At 63.7% G+C, this 18,636-nt stretch carries 16 protein-coding genes and 1 pseudogene; 9 read left to right on the top strand and 8 right to left on the bottom strand.

From position 1 onward, the window contains the following. Positions 1 to 33 precede the first annotated feature (33 nt). From AC0L25_RS01550 to ilvD, 3 genes are all read right to left on the bottom strand, one after another. Complete coding sequence (locus AC0L25_RS01550) at positions 34 to 954, bottom strand: DMT family transporter (RefSeq protein ID WP_473593894.1); 921 nt, start codon at positions 952 to 954, stop codon at positions 34 to 36. A 200-nt stretch (positions 955 to 1,154) separates the two neighbouring features. Beyond that, positions 1,155 to 2,441 (bottom strand): amidohydrolase family protein, encoded by a 1,287-nt coding sequence (locus tag AC0L25_RS01545; RefSeq protein ID WP_473593893.1) that lies wholly within the window; start codon positions 2,439 to 2,441, stop codon positions 1,155 to 1,157. Positions 2,442 to 2,469: 28 nt separating this feature from the next. Then, positions 2,470 to 4,314 carry a dihydroxy-acid dehydratase gene (ilvD, locus tag AC0L25_RS01540; protein WP_473593892.1) on the bottom strand — a complete coding sequence of 615 codons (1,845 nt, stop codon included), beginning with the start codon at positions 4,312 to 4,314 and terminating at the stop codon, positions 2,470 to 2,472. A gap of 252 nt (positions 4,315 to 4,566) precedes the next feature. Between ilvD and AC0L25_RS01535 the strand changes: the two genes are divergently transcribed. Further along, positions 4,567 to 5,040, top strand: coding sequence for a VOC family protein (locus AC0L25_RS01535; protein WP_473593891.1), 474 nt, complete (start codon positions 4,567 to 4,569; stop codon positions 5,038 to 5,040). 270 nt (positions 5,041 to 5,310) lie between these two features. Here the strand turns inward: AC0L25_RS01535 and AC0L25_RS01530 are convergent, their stop codons facing one another. Beyond that, positions 5,311 to 6,903, bottom strand: coding sequence for a peptide chain release factor 3 (locus tag AC0L25_RS01530; RefSeq protein ID WP_473593890.1), 1,593 nt, complete (start codon positions 6,901 to 6,903; stop codon positions 5,311 to 5,313). A gap of 135 nt (positions 6,904 to 7,038) precedes the next feature. Between AC0L25_RS01530 and AC0L25_RS01525 the strand changes: the two genes are divergently transcribed. Beyond that, a complete protein-coding gene (locus tag AC0L25_RS01525; protein WP_473593889.1) occupies positions 7,039 to 8,115 on the top strand; it encodes an NAD(P)/FAD-dependent oxidoreductase in 1,077 nt (358 codons plus the stop codon). Between the two features lie 283 nt (positions 8,116 to 8,398). Here the strand turns inward: AC0L25_RS01525 and AC0L25_RS01520 are convergent, their stop codons facing one another. Next, complete coding sequence (locus tag AC0L25_RS01520) at positions 8,399 to 9,199, bottom strand: class II glutamine amidotransferase (RefSeq protein ID WP_473593888.1); 801 nt, start codon at positions 9,197 to 9,199, stop codon at positions 8,399 to 8,401. 14 nt (positions 9,200 to 9,213) lie between these two features. Then, on the bottom strand, positions 9,214 to 9,468 hold the full coding sequence (locus tag AC0L25_RS01515; protein WP_473593887.1) for a DUF6356 family protein: 255 nt from the start codon (positions 9,466 to 9,468) through the stop codon (positions 9,214 to 9,216). Positions 9,469 to 9,583: 115 nt separating this feature from the next. Here AC0L25_RS01515 and AC0L25_RS01510 point away from each other — a divergent pair, with 115 nt between their 5' ends. The 6 genes and pseudogenes from AC0L25_RS01510 (at position 9,584) to AC0L25_RS01485 (ending at position 14,262) form a co-directional block, all read left to right on the top strand. Further along, complete coding sequence (locus AC0L25_RS01510; protein ID WP_352955493.1) at positions 9,584 to 10,054, top strand: Lrp/AsnC family transcriptional regulator; 471 nt, start codon at positions 9,584 to 9,586, stop codon at positions 10,052 to 10,054. 84 nt (positions 10,055 to 10,138) lie between these two features. After that, positions 10,139 to 10,624 carry a dUTP diphosphatase gene (gene dut, locus AC0L25_RS01505; RefSeq protein ID WP_473593886.1) on the top strand — a complete coding sequence of 162 codons (486 nt, stop codon included), beginning with the start codon at positions 10,139 to 10,141 and terminating at the stop codon, positions 10,622 to 10,624. A 150-nt stretch (positions 10,625 to 10,774) separates the two neighbouring features. Then, the gene (locus AC0L25_RS01500; RefSeq protein WP_473593885.1) at positions 10,775 to 11,443 is read left to right on the top strand and encodes an HAD family hydrolase; all 669 of its coding nucleotides are present in this window, start codon (positions 10,775 to 10,777) and stop codon (positions 11,441 to 11,443) included. An 86-nt stretch (positions 11,444 to 11,529) separates the two neighbouring features. Beyond that, on the top strand, positions 11,530 to 12,378 hold the full coding sequence (locus tag AC0L25_RS01495) for a hypothetical protein (protein WP_473593884.1): 849 nt from the start codon (positions 11,530 to 11,532) through the stop codon (positions 12,376 to 12,378). A gap of 69 nt (positions 12,379 to 12,447) precedes the next feature. Next, on the top strand, positions 12,448 to 13,251 hold the full coding sequence (locus AC0L25_RS01490; RefSeq protein ID WP_473593883.1) for an isocitrate lyase/PEP mutase family protein: 804 nt from the start codon (positions 12,448 to 12,450) through the stop codon (positions 13,249 to 13,251). A gap of 14 nt (positions 13,252 to 13,265) precedes the next feature. After that, positions 13,266 to 14,262, top strand: a pseudogene (locus AC0L25_RS01485) (proline racemase family protein). On the opposite strand, the gene AC0L25_RS01480 reads toward AC0L25_RS01485, so the two are convergent. Next, positions 14,259 to 14,969 (bottom strand): sulfate transporter family protein, encoded by a 711-nt coding sequence (locus AC0L25_RS01480; protein ID WP_473593882.1) that lies wholly within the window; start codon positions 14,967 to 14,969, stop codon positions 14,259 to 14,261. The pseudogene AC0L25_RS01485 and the gene AC0L25_RS01480 overlap by 4 nt on opposite strands. Before the next feature lie 181 nt (positions 14,970 to 15,150). On the opposite strand from AC0L25_RS01480, the gene AC0L25_RS01475 reads away from it, so the two are divergent. Next, positions 15,151 to 16,143, top strand: a complete 993-nt coding sequence (locus AC0L25_RS01475) for an adenosine kinase (RefSeq protein ID WP_473593881.1) — start codon at positions 15,151 to 15,153, stop codon at positions 16,141 to 16,143. Positions 16,144 to 16,327: 184 nt separating this feature from the next. Here AC0L25_RS01475 and AC0L25_RS01470 read toward each other — a convergent pair whose 3' ends face one another. After that, on the bottom strand, positions 16,328 to 18,607 hold the full coding sequence (locus AC0L25_RS01470; RefSeq protein ID WP_473593880.1) for an NADP-dependent malic enzyme: 2,280 nt from the start codon (positions 18,605 to 18,607) through the stop codon (positions 16,328 to 16,330). Between the last annotated feature and the right edge of the window lie 29 nt (positions 18,608 to 18,636).

Genomic DNA, 18,636 nt, shown 5'->3' with positions numbered 1-18,636 from the left:
CCAAAACCGCTGCGCACTTTTGGGCGACATGCATTAGTTGACGCCTTTCGGCACGTTTTCCGGCGGCACCGTGTCGACCACTTTCTGGCGATGGAAGATGAACAGGCCGGCCAGCACGATGATGCCCGAGCCGATCAGGATGCGCGGACCGGGCATGTCGCCGAAGAAGGCCAGCCCGAAGATCACGGCCCACGGCAGCAGGCTGTAATGCAGCGGCGCCAGCGTCGAGGCCGGCGCCAGCTTCAGCGCCCTGGTGATCATCAGATGCGCGCCGCAGGAGACGATGCCAAGAAGCAGCATGGCACCGAAATCGAGCGAGGACGGCGTCCGCCAGTTGCCGATGGTGAGAAACCCGCCGACCAGCAGCGTGCCGATGGTTTGCCAGGTAACGAGCGAGGTGTCGCTGGTGCCACGCAGCCGCCGGTTGAGGATGATGGCAAAGGCGAATGAAATGCTTCCGGCCAGCGCGAAGGTCGACGACAGCGAAAACGCGGCCGAGGACGGTTTGAGCATGATCAGCACGCCGCAGAAGCCGACCAGGATCGCTATCCAGCGGCGCCAGCCGACCTTTTCACCGAGCAACAGATGGGACAGCGCCGCCACGTAGATCGGCCCGGCCATATAGAAGCTCATGACGTCGGCGAGCGGCAGATAGACGACGGCGGCGTAGAACAGCGCCGTGTCGAGCGTCGTCATGACGACGCGCAAGACCTGCAGTTCCAGGCGCTCCATGCGGAACAGCTTGGCCGTGCCTTGACGCGCGATCATCGGACCGAGCACGAAAAAGGCGCCAACCGAGCGGATCAGCACGACCTGGCCGACGGAAAAGCTGGCGACCAGCCATTTGCCCATCGCATCGTTCAACGCAAACAGGAAATCGCCGGCCAGCATCAGCAGAATGCCAGCCAAAAGCACGTTCCTGATCGTCGAATTCTGGGCTGTTGGCTCTGCCATTCCGATGTCGCTTCCTCCCGCATGAAAGCTCGGTGAGCAGCGTCGTAGACGCAAGCAGCCGCTTTGACGAGCGGAAATCGGGAACCCGGCCAGACCAGAGCCGGAAATCGGCTGGGCCTACACCAGAGCGGCGGACTTCATCTGATCGAAGCGCGCGGCTTGATGCAGTCCCAACGTCCTGTTGGGCCTGCCAACATTGATCATGAGGTGGGCCGACGATGTCTGCGGTTCACTGTTCCTGGCCGCCCCGCGATCGAAAGCCGGGTTTCCTGCCTGGCTCGATCGGCCACCACCTTGCCCCTGGCGATGACGCAGAGGCGCTCGGGACGCAGACGCAAAGCCTCGACCGGATCGCCGGCATCGAGGACGACGAGGCTGGCGCGCTTGCCGACCGCCAGGCCGAGATGGTCGAGGCCCATGATGGCGGCGTTGACATTGGTGACCATGTCGAAGCAACGCGCCATGTCGGCCGGGCTCGACATCTGGGCGACGTGAAGGCCCATGAAGGCGACGTCGAGCATGTCGGCGGTGCCCAGCGAATACCAGGGGTCGAGCACGCAATCCTGGCCCCAGCCGACGCGGATGCCGTGGGCAAGCATTTCCTTGACCCGCGTCAGGCCGCGGCGTTTGGGAAATGTGTCGTGGCGGCCCTGCAGCATGATGTTGATCAGCGGATTGGGGATCGCCGAGACCCCTGCCTCTGATATCAGCGGCAACAGCTTCGAAACATAGTAATTGTCCATCGAGTGCATCGAAGTAAGATGCGAGCCGGCGACCCTGCCCTGCAGGCCGAGGCGTTGCGTCTCATAGGCCAGTTGTTCGATATGACGCGACAGCGGATCATCTGTCTCGTCGCAATGCAGGTCGACCATGAGGCCGCGCTTTGCCGCGATTTCGCAAAGTTCCGTCACCGAACGTGTGCCGTCGGCCATGGTGCGCTCAAAATGCGGAATGCCGCCGACGATGTCGACACCCATGTCGAGCGCGCGGATGGTGTTATCGCGCGCCGTCGGCGAGCGATAAAACCCATCCTGCGGGAAGGCGACCAGTTGCAGGTCGATATAGGGCGCGACCGTCTTCTTCACATCGAGCAGGGCTTCGACCGCCAGCAGCCTGGTATCGCAGACATCGACATGGGTGCGGATGGCGAGCAAGCCCATTGTGACAGCCCAGTCGCAATAGGCGAGCGCGCGCTCGCGCACCGCTTCGTGCGTCAACAGCGGCTTCAGTTCGCCCCACAGCGAAATGCCTTCCAGCAGTGTGCCCGACGCGTTGATGCGCGGAATGCCCAGCGAGAGCGTGGCGTCCATGTGAAAATGCGGATCGACGAAAGGCGGCGAGACCAGATTGCCATGGGCGTCGATCGCCGTGCCTGCGGTAACGTTCAGCTCGGGCTCGATGGCCGCGATCGTCTCGCCGATGATGCCGATGTCGGCGATCGTGCCGTCGGGCAGCATGCCGCCGCGGACGATGAGATCGAAAGTCATCTGTCGTCATCCCTTTGAAGAAGCAGACCTATTCCGGCACATACCTTACCGCACCCTTGGCAGCACTGGTCGCCATGGACGCGTAGGCGCGCAAGGCCATCGTCACCTTGCGCTTGCGCTTTTCCTCGGGCTTCCAGGCGGCAGCTCCCTTGGCCTCCATTGCCGCGCGGCGGGCGGCCAGTTCGGCATCGTCGACGGCAAGCCGGATGGTGCGGTTCGGGATATCGATCTCGATCGTGTCGCCCTCATGCACCAGCCCGATCAGCCCGCCTTCCGCCGCCTCGGGAGAGGCATGGCCGATCGACAGGCCGGAAGTGCCGCCGGAAAAGCGGCCGTCAGTGAACAGCGCGCAGGCTTTGCCGAGGCCCTTCGATTTCAAATAGCTTGTCGGATAGAGCATTTCCTGCATGCCGGGGCCGCCGCGCGGCCCTTCGTAGCGGATGACGACGACATCGCCGGCCTTGATCTCGTTGGACAGGATCGCCTTGACGCTGGCGTCCTGGCTTTCGAACACCCTGGCCGGGCCGGTGAATTTCAAGATCGATTCATCGACGCCCGCGGTCTTCACGATGCAGCCGTCGAGCGCAAGGTTGCCTTTCAGCACGGCAAGACCACCGTCCTTGGAAAATGGATATTCGGCCGAGCGGATGACACCCTTCTCCCGGTCGAGATCGAGTTCGTCCCAGCGGCGATCCTGGCTGAAGGCGACCTGCGTCGGCACGCCGCCCGGGGCCGCCAAAAAGAAGTCGCGGACATTCTGGCTTGACGTGCGGGAGATATCCCAATGGTCGAGCGCTTCGCCGAGCGTCCGCGTATGTACGGTCGGCAGGTCGCGGTTGATCAGTCCGGCGTTATCGAGCTGACCGAGGATCGCCATGATGCCGCCGGCGCGGTGAACGTCTTCCATGTGCACATCCGCCTTGGCGGGGGCAACCTTGCACAGCACCGGCACCTTGCGTGACAGTGCGTCAATGTCGTCCTGATCGAAATCGATCTGGCCCTCATGCGCGGCAGCCAGGATGTGCAGCACGGTGTTGGTCGAGCCGCCCATGGCGATGTCGAGTGTCATGGCGTTCTCGAAGGCACCTTTCGAGGCGATGCTGCGCGGCAGCGCGGTGTCGTCGTCCTGCTCGTAGTAGCGCTGGGCGAGATCGACGATCAGATGGCCGGCCTCGACGAACAGCCGCTTGCGGTCGCCATGGGTGGCAAGCGTCGAGCCATTACCGGGCAGCGAAAGGCCGAGCGCCTCGGTCAGGCAGTTCATCGAATTGGCGGTGAACATGCCTGAGCAGGAGCCGCAGGTCGGGCATGCCGAGCGCTCGATGGTCTTGACGTCTTCGTCGGAGATCTTGTCGTCGGCGGCAGCGACCATGGCGTCGACCAGATCGAGCGCCTGCGTCTTACCGGCGAGCACCACCTTGCCGGCTTCCATAGGCCCGCCGGAGACGAAGACCGTCGGGATGTTGAGGCGCAGCGACGCCATCAGCATGCCCGGCGTGATCTTGTCGCAATTCGAGATGCAGACCATGGCGTCGGCGCAGTGGGCATTGACCATGTATTCGACCGAGTCGGCGATCAGCTCGCGCGACGGCAACGAATAGAGCATGCCGTCATGGCCCATGGCGATGCCGTCGTCGACAGCGATGGTGTTGAATTCTTTCGCAACGCCGCCGGCCTTTTCGATCTCCCGGGCGACCAGCTGGCCGAGATCCTTGAGATGGACGTGGCCCGGCACGAACTGGGTGAAGGAATTGACCACCGCGATGATCGGCTTGCCGAAATCGGAATCCTTCATGCCGGTGGCGCGCCACAGGCCGCGGGCGCCGGCCATGTTGCGGCCATGGGTGGTGGTGCGGGAACGATAGGCGGGCATGAATTTTCCTTGGCTGGCTGGCCGCTCGACGGGAGCATGGCAGCGCTGAATTCGGACCGCAGGCGTTATAGACGCCGAAGCCTGATCTGGCCACAATTTTGCAGTGCGCCAGATTCTTTCGAAAATTTCGATGCCACTGTCGGATTGCGTGCTGCGCAGCCGTCCTTGGGCAAACGGCAGGGCAAGTAACACCAACGCCAAGTCAAGCCGTTTTCACCGTGATAGCAACCGAAACAGCCCGAGGAGCAAGACATGCAAAAGATCACCCCCTGCCTGTGGTTCGACGACCAGGCCGAGGAGGCTATGAACCATTACATCTCCATCTTCAAGAACTCGAAGGTGCTGAGCGTGATGCGCTGGCCCAAGGGCAGCGGCGATAATGAAGGCAAAGTGCTGGTGACCTATTTCGAGCTCGACGGCGTGCAGTTCCAGGCGCTCAACGGCGGGCCGCAATTCAAGTTCACCGAGGCAGTCTCGCTCTCCATCGACTGCAAGACGCAGGAGGAGGTCGACTATTTCTGGGACAGGCTCATCGAAGGCGGTGGCGAGCCCAGCCAGTGCAGCTGGCTGAAGGACAAATTCGGCGTGTCCTGGCAGGTCGTGCCGGAGCAATTGCCGAGGCTGCTGCAGGACCCCGACACGGAAAAGGCCGGCCGCGTCATGCAGGCGATGATGCAGATGGCCAAGATCGACATCGCCAAGATCGAAGAGGCAGCCAGGGGGTGATCATCGTGCAAGTCGGCGCCGCCCCTCATCGCCCTGCCGGGCACTTCTCCCCGTATAGGGACGGGGAGAAGGGGCTGGCCGCCGCCCTCAGCGCTATTTCTGCAACGCTCGTGATTGGCGAAACGGTCCATGAGAGCGCCCTCTCCCCGTCACTTACGGGGAGAGGATGCCGGCAAGCAGGTGAGGGGCAGCGTAAACGCCCGGACTGTTAAGCGGCGAAATCAAACCTGAAGCGATTGCCCTCTGAAGCGATTGCTCTTGAGATACAGCTCAAGCCGCCTTGTCGCGGACCTGGTAATCCTTCACCGCGGCGAAGCGGATCGCCTTCCAGCGTTCGGCCTCGTAGTTGAGCGAAAAGGCGTGCTGGGCCAGGAACACTGGATCGTTGTCGAGGTCGCGGGCAATGTCGCCGCGATGCGCCTCGATGAAGCGATGCATCTCGGCCTTGTCGTCAGCCGATATCCAGCGGCAGACGGAAAAGCGCGACATCTCGAAATCGACGGGCAGCGTGTATTCGAAGTTCAGCCGCTCCTTCAGCACGTCGAGCTGCAGCGCACCGACAACGCCGACGATCGCCGGTGAACCATCCTCCGGCGAGAACAGTTGCACGACGCCTTCCTCGGCCATCTGGTGCAGCGCTTCCTTCAGCTTCTTGGCCTTCATCGCGTCGCCGAGGCGAACGCGGCGCAGGATTTCCGGCGCGAAGTTCGGCACACCGCGAAACAGGATCTCCTCGCCCTCGGTCAGCGTATCGCCGATGCGCAGCGTGCCGTGATTGGGGATGCCGACGACGTCGCCGGCGAAAGCCTCGTCCGCGGTGACGCGGGTGCGGGCGAAGAAGAATTGCGGCGCCGACAGGCTCATCGGCTTTCCCGTGCGCACCAGCTTGGCCTTCATGCCGCGCTCGAGCTTGCCCGAGCAGACGCGGACGAAGGCGATGCGGTCACGGTGGTTGGGGTCCATGTTGGCCTGGATCTTGAAGACGAACGAGGTCATCTTGTCCTCGGTCGCCTCGACCTTGCGGGTGTCGGCCTCCTGCGCGCGCGGCGGCGGCCCGTAGGCGCCAAGCGCCTCGATCAGGTCGCGCACGCCGTAATTGCGCAATGCCGAACCGAAATAGACCGGCGTCAGATGCCCCTCGCGAAACGCGTCGATATCGAGCGGACGGCAGGCTTCGCGCGCCAGCTCGAGCTCCTCGATGAAGGCTTCGCGCTCGTTCTCCGGCAGCAGGCCGGCGACGCGGTTGGAATCGGGACCATTGACCGGCGTGCGGTCCTTCTCGGCGTCGCCCTTGCGTACCGCGTTCAACGCCAGATGATAGGTGCCGGAAAACGTCTTGCCGCGGCCGATCGGCCAGGTGATCGGCGCGGTGTCCAGCGCCAGCTTCTGCTCGATCTCGTCAAGTATCTCGAACGGGTCGCGGCTTTCGCGGTCCATCTTGTTGACGAAGGTGATGATCGGGATGTCGCGCAGCCGGCAGACCTCGAACAGTTTTAGCGTGCGCGGCTCGATACCCTTGGCGGCGTCGATGACCATGACCGCCGCGTCGACCGCCGACAACGTGCGATAGGTATCGTCGGCGAAATCCTCGTGACCGGGCGTGTCGAGCAGGTTGAAGACATTGTCCTCATACTCGAAAGTCATCACCGAGGTGACGACCGAAATGCCGCGCTCGCGCTCGATCTTCATCCAGTCCGACCGGGTCTGGATGCGATCCTTCTTGGCCTTGACCTCGCCGGCAAGCTGGATGGCGCCGCCGAACAGCAGCAGCTTTTCGGTCAGCGTCGTCTTGCCGGCGTCCGGATGCGCGATGATCGCGAAAGTGCGGCGGCGCGCCACCGCGTTCGTGATGTCTTCAGCCAATTTATGGAATCCCGTGTGGTGCGCGGCTTCTAGCAGCGCTTTTGTAGCCTGTCGAACAGTTTTGGGCGGTTGCCCGGTCTTGAGGTAGGGTTGCGGCAACGACATCAGAAGACCCGATTCGACAAAGGACCATCCATGAGCGCAGCCAAGCAAGTCATCGTCGTCGGCGCCGGCATCATCGGCGCGTCCATCGCCTGGCATCTGGCGAAGGCCAGCGCGAAGGTGACGGTCGTTGCCGACAGCGGCGCCGGCGGCGTCGCGACGCCGAATTCCTTTGCCTGGATCAATGCCAGCTGGGGCAATCCAGAACCGTATTTTCGGCTGCGCACCCGTTCGATGGCCGAATGGACGCGGCTTGCGCATGACGTGCCGGGCATTCCGTTGGAATGGTGCGGCGGCCTGTGCTGGGACCTGCCGCCGCCCGAGCTTGAGGCCTACGCCGCCGAGCATTCTGCCTGGGGTTACGGCATCGAGCGTATTGACCGCGCCGCCGCCGCACGCATCGAGCCAAACCTGATCGAGGTTCCCGATTTCGCCCTTCATGTCGCCCAGGAAGGTGTCGCCGAGCCGGTCGCCACCACGCAAGCGCTGCTGGCCGGTGCCGAGCGCCGCGGCGCGCGAGTGATGGCCGGAACAGCCGTGACCGCGTTGGTGGAGACCAATGGCAGGATTACTGGAGTCGATACATCCGGCGGACGGATCGCTGCCGACGAGGTGGTGATCGCAGCGGGCGCCGGCTCTCCGGCAATCGCGGCGACGGCCGGGTTAAAACTGCCGATCGAGACGCCGCCCGGCCTGATTGTCCATTCACGCCCGTACGAAAAGCTGCTCAACGGACTGGTGATCGGCGATCGGCTGCACATGCGCCAGACTGCCGAGGACCGCATCATCGCCGGCTCGGATTTCGGCGGCGCCGATCCGGGCATGGATGCCGCAGCCACCGCCCGCGAGCTGTTTGCGTCAATGAAAACCATGCTGCGCGGTGCCGACCGGCTGGAACTGGATTTCCACACGGTCGGTCACCGGCCGACGCCCGTCGACGGCTTTCCGATCATCGGACGGGCCGAAGGCATCAGCGGACTCTACGTCGCGGTCATGCATTCCGGCATCACGCTGGCGCCTGCCGTCGGCCTGTTCGCCGCCCGGGAACTCCTCGACGACACACGCGATCCGCTGCTTGAGCCTTATGGGCTGACGCGGTTTGCCGGTTAACTTGGATTAGCGCGTCCAAAATAACCGGCGGCCGGCGAACTCGCCGGAAGGTCGATTGCAGTCGCGCTCCACGGCGCCCCCCTCTGTCCTGCCGGACATCTCCCCCACAAGGAGGGAGATCGGCAGCTTCGCCGACCGCGTCCATTCCATCAACGTTGCAGATTGGCGAAAGCTATCGTGACAGCCAATCTCCCCACTCGTGGGGGAGATGTCCGGCAGGACAGAGGGGGGCGCCGTGGAGCTTAGACTTGAACCATTTTGACCAGATTTGTAGGTTCCAGACCTAAACAGCCAGCGCCAACTTCGCGATCTCAGGAGCAAACGGACGAATGCTCATGCCGTCTCTGGTAATGGTCACGAAGCTAGAGGGCGGGATCGGCTGCCAGTCGCCGCCGTCACGGTCGAAGGGCTCCGACATAAGGCATCGCCCGCCGCCATTGTGGAAGACGGCGGTGTAGAGCGTCGGCGCGTGGGCATCGGTCGCATACCGCACCGCATGGAGCGATTCGCCGTCCGACAAGGCGGCGGTAAGTCTGAGCGCCGGTTCGAAGCCGGCGCGGCGCGAGGCGTCCATTACGCGGCTGGTGGCGCGGAGAACAGCGCCCTCCGGATCACCCGACAGCCCTTCGTCGATCATCAGGAGAAAGAAGAGTTCGGAATCGGTGATGCCTTCGCGCTGGGCGAAGACCGCGTCGGAGAGTGAGTTTTCCAGCGCGCGGCGGATTCTTTCCAAGCCGCCGATCTGGCCGTTGTGCATGAACGACCAGCGGCCGGCAGTGAAGGGATGACAGTTCATGCGGCTGGTGGCGCTGCCGGTCGATGCGCGCACATGGGCAAGGAACAGGCTGGACTTGATCTGGCGGCACAGGCTCTTCAGATTGGGATCGGACCAGGCCGGCAGGATGTCGCGATAGAGACCCGGTTCCGGCAGGTCGCCGTACCAGGCGAGGCCAAAGCCATCGCCATTGGTCGGTGACTTGGCTTCCTGGGCGCAATGACTCTGGGCGATCAGCGAATGGCGGGGCGCCGTGACGATGTCTTCAAGGAAAACCGCTTCGCCAAGATAGGCCGCCCAGCGGCACATCGCTTAATCTTCCCTCAGGCGCGGTCCATGAGAGCCGCAGGCTCCTTGATCGCGTGTGTGCCTCTGTTGTGCGCGCGCTCATAGAGCTCGCGAACGATTCGGCTGGCCGTAGTCTCAAACAGAAACGGCAAGAAAGCGTGAACGAGCGCGGCGAACGCTGCCATGAACAGGCGCGAGCAGAACCACGCCGCGAAGGCCATATGGCTGAAATAGGTCTCGCCCACCTTGGCCGGGTGAGAGGTAAAGAGCCTTGCAAGCCGTGTCGTCATGGTGATGCCTCCTGCCGGGATAAGCCCCCGTTGCTGAGTATTCTGGCACGAGCTTTTGGCTCATTGGTCTCAAATCATCCTTGTATTTCGGCAATTATTGGGACAAACATCCCACATGCCGCTGGAAATCGATGAGATCGACCGAAGATTGCTGGCCGAGCTGCAACGCGACGGAACATTGTCGGTCGACCAATTGTCGGAAAGGGTGTCGCTGTCGCGCAACGCCTGCTGGCGCCGGGTCAAGCGGCTGGAAGAAGACGGCGTCATCACCGGCCGGGTGGCGCTGGTCGATGCGGACAAGCTCGGCCTCGGCCTTTCGGTGTTCGTCCTGATCCGGACCTCCAATCACGATCCGGACTGGCTGCAAAAATTCCGGGCGGCAGTCACCGGTTTTCCCGAGATCACCGGCGTCTATCGCATGTCCGGCGACCTCGATTACGTCTTGCGTGCCCGCGTCGCCGACGTGAAGGCTTATGACCGGCTCTATCAGCGGCTGATCGCCAAGGTGGCGCTGTCGGACGTTTCGGCCTCCTTCGTCATGGAGGAGATCAAGGAGACGACGGTCGTTCCCGTAGAACTGCGCTGAAGCGGAACTGCGCTGAAAGAAAGCCGTTGATAGCATTGCCGCCGAGTTGACCGAATCGGCGTTGATAGCGATAGGATCAGCCTCATGCGCGCAGCCCTCTACACTTCCTCCGTCATCGGTCCGGCCGTCGGCTTCGTCAGGCTGCCGCATGGCGAAGGCCTGCCGCTTCCCGCCTATGAAAGTCCGGGCGCCGCCGGCATGGATCTGCGCGCCGCGGTGCCGGACGACCGGCCGCTGCTGATCCTGCCGGGAAAACGCGCGCTGGTGCCGACCGGGCTGATCCTGGAGATCCCGGAGGGCGTGGAAGGTCAGGTCCGGCCGCGCTCGGGCCTCGCCTTGAAGCATGGCCTCACCTGCCTCAACACGCCGGGCACCATTGACAGCGACTATCGCGGCGAGGTCAAGGTGCTGCTGATCAACCTTGGCGACGAAGATTTCGCGGTGACGCGCGGCATGCGGATCGCCCAGATCGTCTTTGCATCCGTGATGCAGGCGACGGTCGAGGAGCGCACATTGGCCGGCGGCACGGCGCGCGGCTCTGGCGGCTTCGGATCGACCGGCACGGCCTGATGTCTGGGTCGTATTTCAGTCATATTGAACCATTCTGCCGGGTTAATTCGAGCCAAATCCTTCGGCCTTCGGACTTGGCCGTGCCACCAGCACGGCCTGCGCCGAAGGCCTCGACCTTGACCCGAATTCCCTCCGGCAGAATGGTTCAATATGACTGAAATACGATCCCTACCCAAACTCGTCATCTTCGATTGCGACGGGGTCCTGGTCGACACCGAGAACCTGGCCAATCGACGCCTCGCCGAATGGCTCAGCACCGCCGGCTACCCGGCCAGCTTCGAATATTGCCGTAAGAATTTCTCCGGCCGCTCCATGGTCTCGGTGCAAAAGGAAGTCGAGGCGACCGGCGTCAGCCTCGGCGCCGATTTCGTCGAACGCTGGAACGCCGGCCTGCCGGACCTGTTCGCGCATGGCGTCGAAGCCGTCCCCTATGTCAGGGAGTTCATCGAAGCCGTGCACGCTGCCGGCATCGCAACTTGCGTCGCTTCATCGGCACGGGTTTCGAAAATGCACATCACGCTCGGCCAGACCGGGCTGCTGCCGCTGTTCGAGCATGCACTGTTCAGCTCGACCATGGTCTCGCGCGGCAAGCCGTTTCCCGACCTGTTCCTGCATGCGGCAAGCACGATGGGCTTCGCGCCGGCCGACTGCATCGTCATCGAGGACAGCGTCGCCGGGACATTAGCCGGCATCGCCGCCGGCATGCGCGTATTTTCCTACTACGGCGACCCGCATTCCGACCGCGGCGGCCTGACCGAGGCCGGCGGCATCCTGTTCGACGACATGCGCGAACTTGCCGGGCTGGTGCCGATCCACTGATCTGATATTCAGGCTTCCCATCCGGCTGTACGCCTCGGTCGTCCGTGCTAGCTTGCGAACATTCGACCGTGCGAGGCGCCCAACGCGTGAATTCTATCCTGCTTCGCTTCATCATCGCCTGTTTGCTGCTGCCGTGCCTGTGGACTGCGGCCGGCGCGCAAGGCGTCAGCTTCCCGGACCTTGGCAGCGCCGTTCCCGGCCACAAGCATACGACCTATCTCGACCTCGCCAGGATGGTCATTCCCGATCTTGCGGCGGACAAGGACGGCTTCTACCGGGGCTCCATGCCGATCGAGATGCGCCATATCGAGGGCCCGGATAGCGGTGGCCCGCCGCCCGAAACGTCGGGCTTTTCCGATGCTGGCGTGCTCCAGATCAAGGCTGGCGGCAAGGATCGGCTGGCCATGCTGTTCGACCTCGGCAGCTCCTCCGACAGCGCCGAGGGTTTTGCGGTGCTGGCGCTCTACGATCTTGCCGGCAGGCCGAGACTGCTCGACGCTGTCAATGTCGCCGTCGACCGGAGCACCTATTTCCGCGATCCAGGCAAGCTGCCGATCGGGCCCGGTGATGACGCGATCGTCACCCTGAGCACGCATTTCAATTCGAGCCAAGGCTATGTGAGCACGCCGCTGATCCTGGTCCGCGACGACAGGTTCGAACTGATCGACATGATCCACACGTTCGACGAGTCCCTGTGCGCCTACAAGCGCACGCAGGAGTTGGCGTTTCAGACCATTGCGGACGGCCAGCCCTATGCGGCCATCAAAGCGACGGTGACCGATGCCACCGTGCCGAATGGCGAAAGCTGCGACGAACCGGCGCCCGAGGCTTCCTCGCGCGACATCTCCGTCACCTACCATTGGAATAGGACCGCCTACGTCAAGGGGTCCGACGCACTGGACAAATTGGCAGGAGAGAACGCCAATCGCTTCTGAGCCAATCGCATTCGTTTGCCCGGGGGGCAGTGGCGGGATAAAATGCGCTTCGCACTCTGGGGAGCATCCATGGACAAGGGCAAAATCTTTCGCGACCTGCACAGCTCGATCTTCGTCATGCCCAATCCCTGGGACATCGGCACGACGAAACTGCTGGCTTCCTTCGGTTTCAAGGCGCTGGCGACGACCAGCGCCGGCTTTGCCTTTTCGCGCGGCCTGCCCGACGGCGCGGTGACCTTCGAGGCGATGATCCACCACTGCCGCGAGGTATCGGCGGCGACCGGCCTGCCGGTCTCGGCCGATCTCGAAAAGGGCAAGGGCGACAGCGCCACAAGTGCATCCGAAACCATCTTCGCGGCCGAGGCCGCGGGCCTCGCCGGCTGCTCGATCGAGGACCACACCGGTGAGCCCGACAAGCCGATCTATGATTTTTCGCATGCCGTCGAGCGCGTCGCCGCCGCAGCGGAGGCGGCACGGGCGCTGAAGCACGATTTCGTCTTCACCGCGCGGGCTGAGAATTTTTTATGGGGCAAGCCCGACATCGACGACACGATCAAGCGGCTGCAGGCCTTCGAGAAGGCCGGCGCCGACGTGCTCTACGCGCCGGGCATCAGTGACATCGAGACGGTGCGAACCGTCTGCTCGGCACTGACCAAGCCGGTCAACGTCATGGTGAGGCCCGGCTTCACCATCGCCGATCTTTCCCTGGCAGGGGTCAAGCGCATTTCGCTCGGGCCCTGGCTGACCAATTTCGCCTTCGGCATGCTGGAGACGGCGGCGCGCGAGATCCAGCAGGACGGCACCTTCGGCTTCACCCGCACCGCCATGCCGTTCGGCAAGCTGCAGGCGTTGTTTGCCAAATCTTCAGCTTAGATGGGTCCCAACGCATGACGCTCACCGTCGTCGACATGCACACCGGCGGCGAGCCGCTGCGGATCGTCACCGGCGGTTATCCCAAGATCCCTGCAGGCACGATCCTGGAAAAGCGCGCCTATGTGCGCGATCACCTCGATCATCTCAGGAAGATCCTGATGTTCGAGCCGCGCGGCCATTACGACATGTATGGCGCGTTGCTGGTGGAACCCGACCTGCCGGACGCCGACCTCGCCGTGCTGTTCATGCACAATGAGGGCTATTCGACGATGTGCGGCCACGCCATCGTCGCGCTCGGCCGCTATGCCGTCGACGAGGGGCTGGTGGCGCGGCAGGAGCCGGTGACGACAGTCTATATCGAAGCGCCGTGCGGGCTGGTCGTCGCCTCGGTCGAGGTGCAGGACGGCAAGGCAGGTGCGGTATCGTTCGAAAGCGTGCCGGCCTTTCTGTTCGCCCGCGACCAGGAGATCGAATTGCCGGGCTTCGGTGCGATCGGCTTCGACATTGCGTATGGCGGCGCCTTCTATGCGCTCGCCGATTGCCGCCAGTTCGGGCTGGAATTCGGCAGAAACCGCGTGCGCGATTTCGTCGATGCGGCGACGGCGCTGACGGAGAAGCTGAAGAAGGGAGTTCCAGCTGTCGCATCCCGACCATGCCGACCTTGCCTTTCTCTACGGCACCATCCTGACCAACGGACAGGACGCATATTCCGATACGCCGACCAAAAACATCTGCGTCTTCGCGGAGGCCCAGGTCGACCGCTCGCCGACCGGCTCGGGCGTCACAGCGCGGCTGGCGGCAATGCATGCCAAGGGCGAAATCGCCCGCCAGACGCGGCTGTTCAAGAGTATCGCCGGCTCGCGCTTTTCCGGCAGCGTGGTGAGGACCGCGAAAGCCGGGCCGCATGACGCCATCATCGCCCGCGTCGGCGGCCGCGCCTACTACTGCGGCCGGGCCGAATTCATCGTCGAACCCGACGACGAACTGGGCAAGGGTTTTCTGCTGCGCTAGGATTTTGAGGACCGGGCCGCTTCCCGCGCCGAGATCGCCTTGTGCAGGTGCACCATCATGGCGGCGGCGAAGAGCGGCGTCAGAAGGTTGAGCAGCGGCACGGCGAGGAAAGCAGCGATAACCAGCCCGGCGAGGAACACCGTGACGGCATGTTTTCTGCGCAACGCCCGGGCCTCGACCTCCGGGCGAAAGCGCATGGCGGCGAACTCGAAGAACTCACGTCCCAGCAGATAACCGTTGACGATGAAGAAGGCAGCGATGTTGATACCCGGCACCAGCAGAAGCAGCAAAGCGACGATGTTGCCGACGATGACGACGCCGAAGAATCTTATCGCCAGCGCCATCGAACGCAGTGCCGGCATGGCGCGGCCGGGCGGGTCATTGGGATAGTCGGTGCGCTCGACCACTTCAGCGACGTCGTCGAGAAACAGGCCGGCGATGATCGCCGTCACCGGCGCGATCAGCAACGCCAAACCCAGCGCGAGCCCGATCCCGGCGACGATGACGCCCAGCCATCCGGCCCAGGACGGCAGGCTAGGCAGCCATGCGTCGATCCATGGCCAGGCCAACCATTCGAACACGCCTTCGATGGCGAACCACAGCGCGGCGAGCGCCAGCAAGGTCAGGCCCAGCGTTTTCACGAACACCAAGCGGAATTCGGGCGAGAACAGCCGGCTGGCGGCGGCGCGGGCGGCGCTAGGGATCACGGCGTTTCCAATTCCATGGCTGGTATCTCCGAGGCAGGCGGAGACAGAACAAGGCACGCACTGCGCATCTGCCGTTCGACCAGATTAATAGATCCCGACCCTAGGCAAAGCCGCACCAAATCGCTAGACCCGCCCGCGGCCGGCGTGCCAGAAAGCCGGTGGTTTCGCGGAGACATCATTGATGCCGACCTATGACGTGCTTTGTATCGGAAATGCCATTGTCGACATCATCGCCCAGTGCGACGAGGCATTCCTGGAGACGAACGGCATCATCAAGGGCGCGATGAATTTGATCGATACGAGGCGCGCCGAGTTGCTCTACAGCCGCATGGGCCCGGCGATCGAAGCCTCCGGCGGCAGCGCCGGCAACACGGCGGCGGGTGTCGCCAGCTTCGGCGGACGCGCCGCCTTCTTCGGCAAGGTCTCGAACGATGCGCTCGGCGAAATCTACGCCCATGATATCCATGCGCAGGGCGTCGCCTTCGACACCAAGCCGCTCAACGGCGAACCGCCGACGGCGCGCTCGATGATCTTCGTCACGCCGGACGGCGAGCGCTCGATGAACACCTATCTCGGCGCCTGCATCGAGCTCGGGCCGGAGGATGTCGAGGCAGACAAGGCGTCCGGTGCGGCGGTCACCTATTTCGAAGGTTATCTGTGGGACCCGCCACGCGCCAAGGAAGCGATCCGGCAGACGGCCAAGCTCGCGCATGCCGCTGGCCGCGAAGTATCGATGACATTGTCGGATTCGTTCTGCGTCGACCGCTACCGCGACGAGTTTCTGGACCTGATGCGCTCGGGCACCGTCGACATCGTCTTTGCCAACAGCCACGAGATCAAGTCGCTTTACCAGACTGACTCCTTCGACGAGGCGCTGGCCCAGATCCGCAAGGACTGCACGATCGCCGCCGTCACCCGCTCGGAAAAGGGCTCGATCATCGTGCGCGGCGACGAGACCGTCACCATCCAGGCGACCAAAATCCGCGAACTGGTCGACACCACCGGCGCCGGCGACCTCTATGCCGCCGGTTTCCTCTACGGCTACACGCAAGGGCGCAGCCTGAGGGATTGCGGCGATCTCGGCTCGCTGGCCGCCGGGCTGGTCATCCAGCAGATCGGGCCAAGGCCGAGGCAGAATTTGCGCCACGAGGCTGAGCAGGCAGGGCTGATTTAGGGCGCCCTGCCTTCTCCCCTTGTGGGAGAAGGTGGATCGGCGCGCAGCGCCGAGACGGTTGAGGGGTGTTGGAAGAAATAAGGCGTCGGCGTTCCCTGGAACACCCCCTCATCCGACCGAGCTTCGCTCGGCCACCTTCTCCCACAAGGGGAGAAGGAAGAGGCGCTCGCTGCTGCCCCGTTCCTCACGCCCCCGCCGTATACGCCGCGATCGCGGCCATATTGACGATGTCACTATCCTTGGCGTTGAGCGAGACGATCTGGACGGGCTTGTCCAGGCCGACCAGCAGCGGACCGATGACGGTCGAGCCGCCGAGTTCCTGCAGCATCTTGGTCGAGATCGAGGCCGAGTGGAAGGCTGGCATGATCAGCACATTGGCCGGCCCGGTCAGCCGGATGAACGGATATTGCGCCATCGCGCGCGCATTGAGCGCCACGTCGGCGGCCATCTCGCCGTCATACTCGAAATCGACGCGCCGCTTGTCGAGGATGCGCACCGCTTCCTGCACGCGCTCGGAGCGCTCGCCCTGCGGATGGCCGAAGGTCGAATAGGCGAGCATGGCGAGCCTTGGCTCATAACCCATGCGGCGGGCAAAGCCGGCGGCTTCCTCGGCGATATCGGCGATCTGTTCGGCATTCGGCATGTCGTGCACGGCGGTGTCAGCGACGATCACCGTTCGACCGCGCGCCAGCACGATCGAGGCGCCGATGACGCGGTGGCCGGGCTTGGCGTCGATGACGCGGCGGATGTCGTCGAGCGCCGTCGAGTAGTTGCGGGTGACGCCGGTGACGATGCCGTCGGCGTCGCCCAGCGCCACCATGCAGGCGGCGAAATGGTTGCGGTCGTTGTTGATCAGGCGCTGGCAGTCGCGGAACAGGAAGCCCTTGCGCTGCATGCGCTCGTAGAGATAGTCGGTGTAGACGCCGTTGCGGCGCGACAGCCGCGCATTGATGATCTCGATGCCTTGCTTGTTCAGCTCGATGCCGGCGTTCCTGGCATTCTCCTTGATGATGTCCTCGCGGCCGAGCAGGATGGCGGTGCCGAGCCGCTGGTTCACATAGGAGACGGCGGCGCGCATCACCTGCTCCTCCTCACCCTCGGCGAAGACGATGCGCTTGGGCTGGCGGCGCACGCGGTCGTAGATGCGCTGCAGTGTCGAGGCGATCGGATCGCGGCGGGCGGAAAGCTCCTGCGCATAGCGGTCGAGGTCGAGGATCGGCTTGCGCGCGACGCCGGATTCCATCGCTGCCTTGGCAACCGCGATCGGAATGGCCGAGATCAGGCGCGGATCGAACGGCACCGGGATGATGTAGTTGGGGCCGAATTTCGGCCGCATGCCCTGGTAGGCGGCGGCGACGTCGTCGGGGACGTCCTGGCGCGCCAGTTCGGCCAGCGCCCGCGCCGCGGCGATCTTCATGTCGTCATTGATGGTGGTGGCCCGCACGTCCAGCGCACCGCGGAAGATGTAGGGAAAGCCGAGCACGTTGTTGACCTGGTTCGGATAGTCCGAACGCCCCGTGGCCATGATGGCATCGGTGCGGATTTCGGCGACTTCTTCCGGCGTGATCTCGGGATCGGGATTGGCCATGGCGAAGATGATCGGCTTCTCGGCCATCGACTGCACCATCTTGATGGTCAGCGCGCCCTTGGCGGAGAGGCCGAGGAATACGTCGGCGCCGTCCAGCGCCTCGGCCAGCGAGCGCGCGTCGGTCTTGACGGCGTGCGCCGACTTCCACTGGTTCATGCCTTCGGTGCGGCCCTGGAAGACGACGCCTTTGGTGTCGCACAGGATGATGTTTTCGGGCGCAAAGCCCATCGCCTTCATCAGCTCGATGCAGGCGATGCCGGCCGCACCCGCGCCATTGCAGACCATTTTCGTGGTCTTCATGTCGCGGCCCGTGATTTCGAGCGCGTTGATCAGGCCGGCGGCCGAAATGATGGCGGTGCCGTGCTGGTCGTCATGAAAGACCGGTATGTCCATCAGTTCGCGCAGCCGCTGCTCGATGATGAAGCACTCCGGCGCCTTGATGTCTTCCAGGTTGATGCCGCCGAAGGACGGACCGAGAAAACGCACGCAATTGATGAACTCGTCGGCATCCTCGGTATTGACCTCGAGATCGATGGAATCGACATCGGCGAAGCGCTTGAACAGCACCGCCTTGCCTTCCATCACCGGCTTGGCGGCCAGCGCGCCGAGATTGCCGAGGCCAAGAATGGCGGTGCCGTTGGAAATGACGGCGACCATGTTGCCGCGCGCCGTGTAGTCGAAGGCGCGGCTGGGGTCCTCGGCGATGGCGAGGACGGGAACCGCGACGCCCGGCGAATAGGCGAGGCTAAGGTCGCGCTGGGTGGCCATCGGCTTGGTGGCGACGATCTCCAGCTTGCCGGGCCGGCCCATGGCGTGGAATTCCAGCGCCTCCTGCGCACTGACGGAGGGTCCGGGGTTTTCGGTTTTCCTGGCCATGATGCTTTCGATTTCCTCGCCCATGCAGC

This window comes from Mesorhizobium sp. WSM4813, from assembly GCF_055811555.1.
The sequence above is the reverse complement of the archived record's forward strand: the minus strand, read 5'-3'. Positions and strand labels throughout refer to the sequence as shown.

What these genes read in the sequence shown, in the direction of transcription:
- AC0L25_RS01550 (WP_473593894.1), bottom strand. Translation starts at nt 954, where the DNA reads ATGGCAGAGCCAACAGCCCAGAATTCGACGATCAGGAACGTGCTTTTG.
- AC0L25_RS01545 (WP_473593893.1), bottom strand. Translation starts at nt 2,441, where the DNA reads ATGACTTTCGATCTCATCGTCCGCGGCGGCATGCTGCCCGACGGCACG.
- ilvD (WP_473593892.1), bottom strand. Translation starts at nt 4,314, where the DNA reads ATGCCCGCCTATCGTTCCCGCACCACCACCCATGGCCGCAACATGGCC.
- AC0L25_RS01535 (WP_473593891.1), top strand. Translation starts at nt 4,567, where the DNA reads ATGCAAAAGATCACCCCCTGCCTGTGGTTCGACGACCAGGCCGAGGAG.
- AC0L25_RS01525 (WP_473593889.1), top strand. Translation starts at nt 7,039, where the DNA reads ATGAGCGCAGCCAAGCAAGTCATCGTCGTCGGCGCCGGCATCATCGGC.
- AC0L25_RS01520 (WP_473593888.1), bottom strand. Translation starts at nt 9,199, where the DNA reads ATGTGCCGCTGGGCGGCCTATCTTGGCGAAGCGGTTTTCCTTGAAGAC.
- AC0L25_RS01515 (WP_473593887.1), bottom strand. Translation starts at nt 9,468, where the DNA reads ATGACGACACGGCTTGCAAGGCTCTTTACCTCTCACCCGGCCAAGGTG.
- AC0L25_RS01510 (WP_352955493.1), top strand. Translation starts at nt 9,584, where the DNA reads ATGCCGCTGGAAATCGATGAGATCGACCGAAGATTGCTGGCCGAGCTG.
- dut (WP_473593886.1), top strand. Translation starts at nt 10,139, where the DNA reads ATGCGCGCAGCCCTCTACACTTCCTCCGTCATCGGTCCGGCCGTCGGC.
- AC0L25_RS01500 (WP_473593885.1), top strand. Translation starts at nt 10,775, where the DNA reads ATGACTGAAATACGATCCCTACCCAAACTCGTCATCTTCGATTGCGAC.
- AC0L25_RS01490 (WP_473593883.1), top strand. Translation starts at nt 12,448, where the DNA reads ATGGACAAGGGCAAAATCTTTCGCGACCTGCACAGCTCGATCTTCGTC.
- AC0L25_RS01475 (WP_473593881.1), top strand. Translation starts at nt 15,151, where the DNA reads ATGCCGACCTATGACGTGCTTTGTATCGGAAATGCCATTGTCGACATC.
- AC0L25_RS01470 (WP_473593880.1), bottom strand. Translation starts at nt 18,607, where the DNA reads ATGGCCAGGAAAACCGAAAACCCCGGACCCTCCGTCAGTGCGCAGGAG.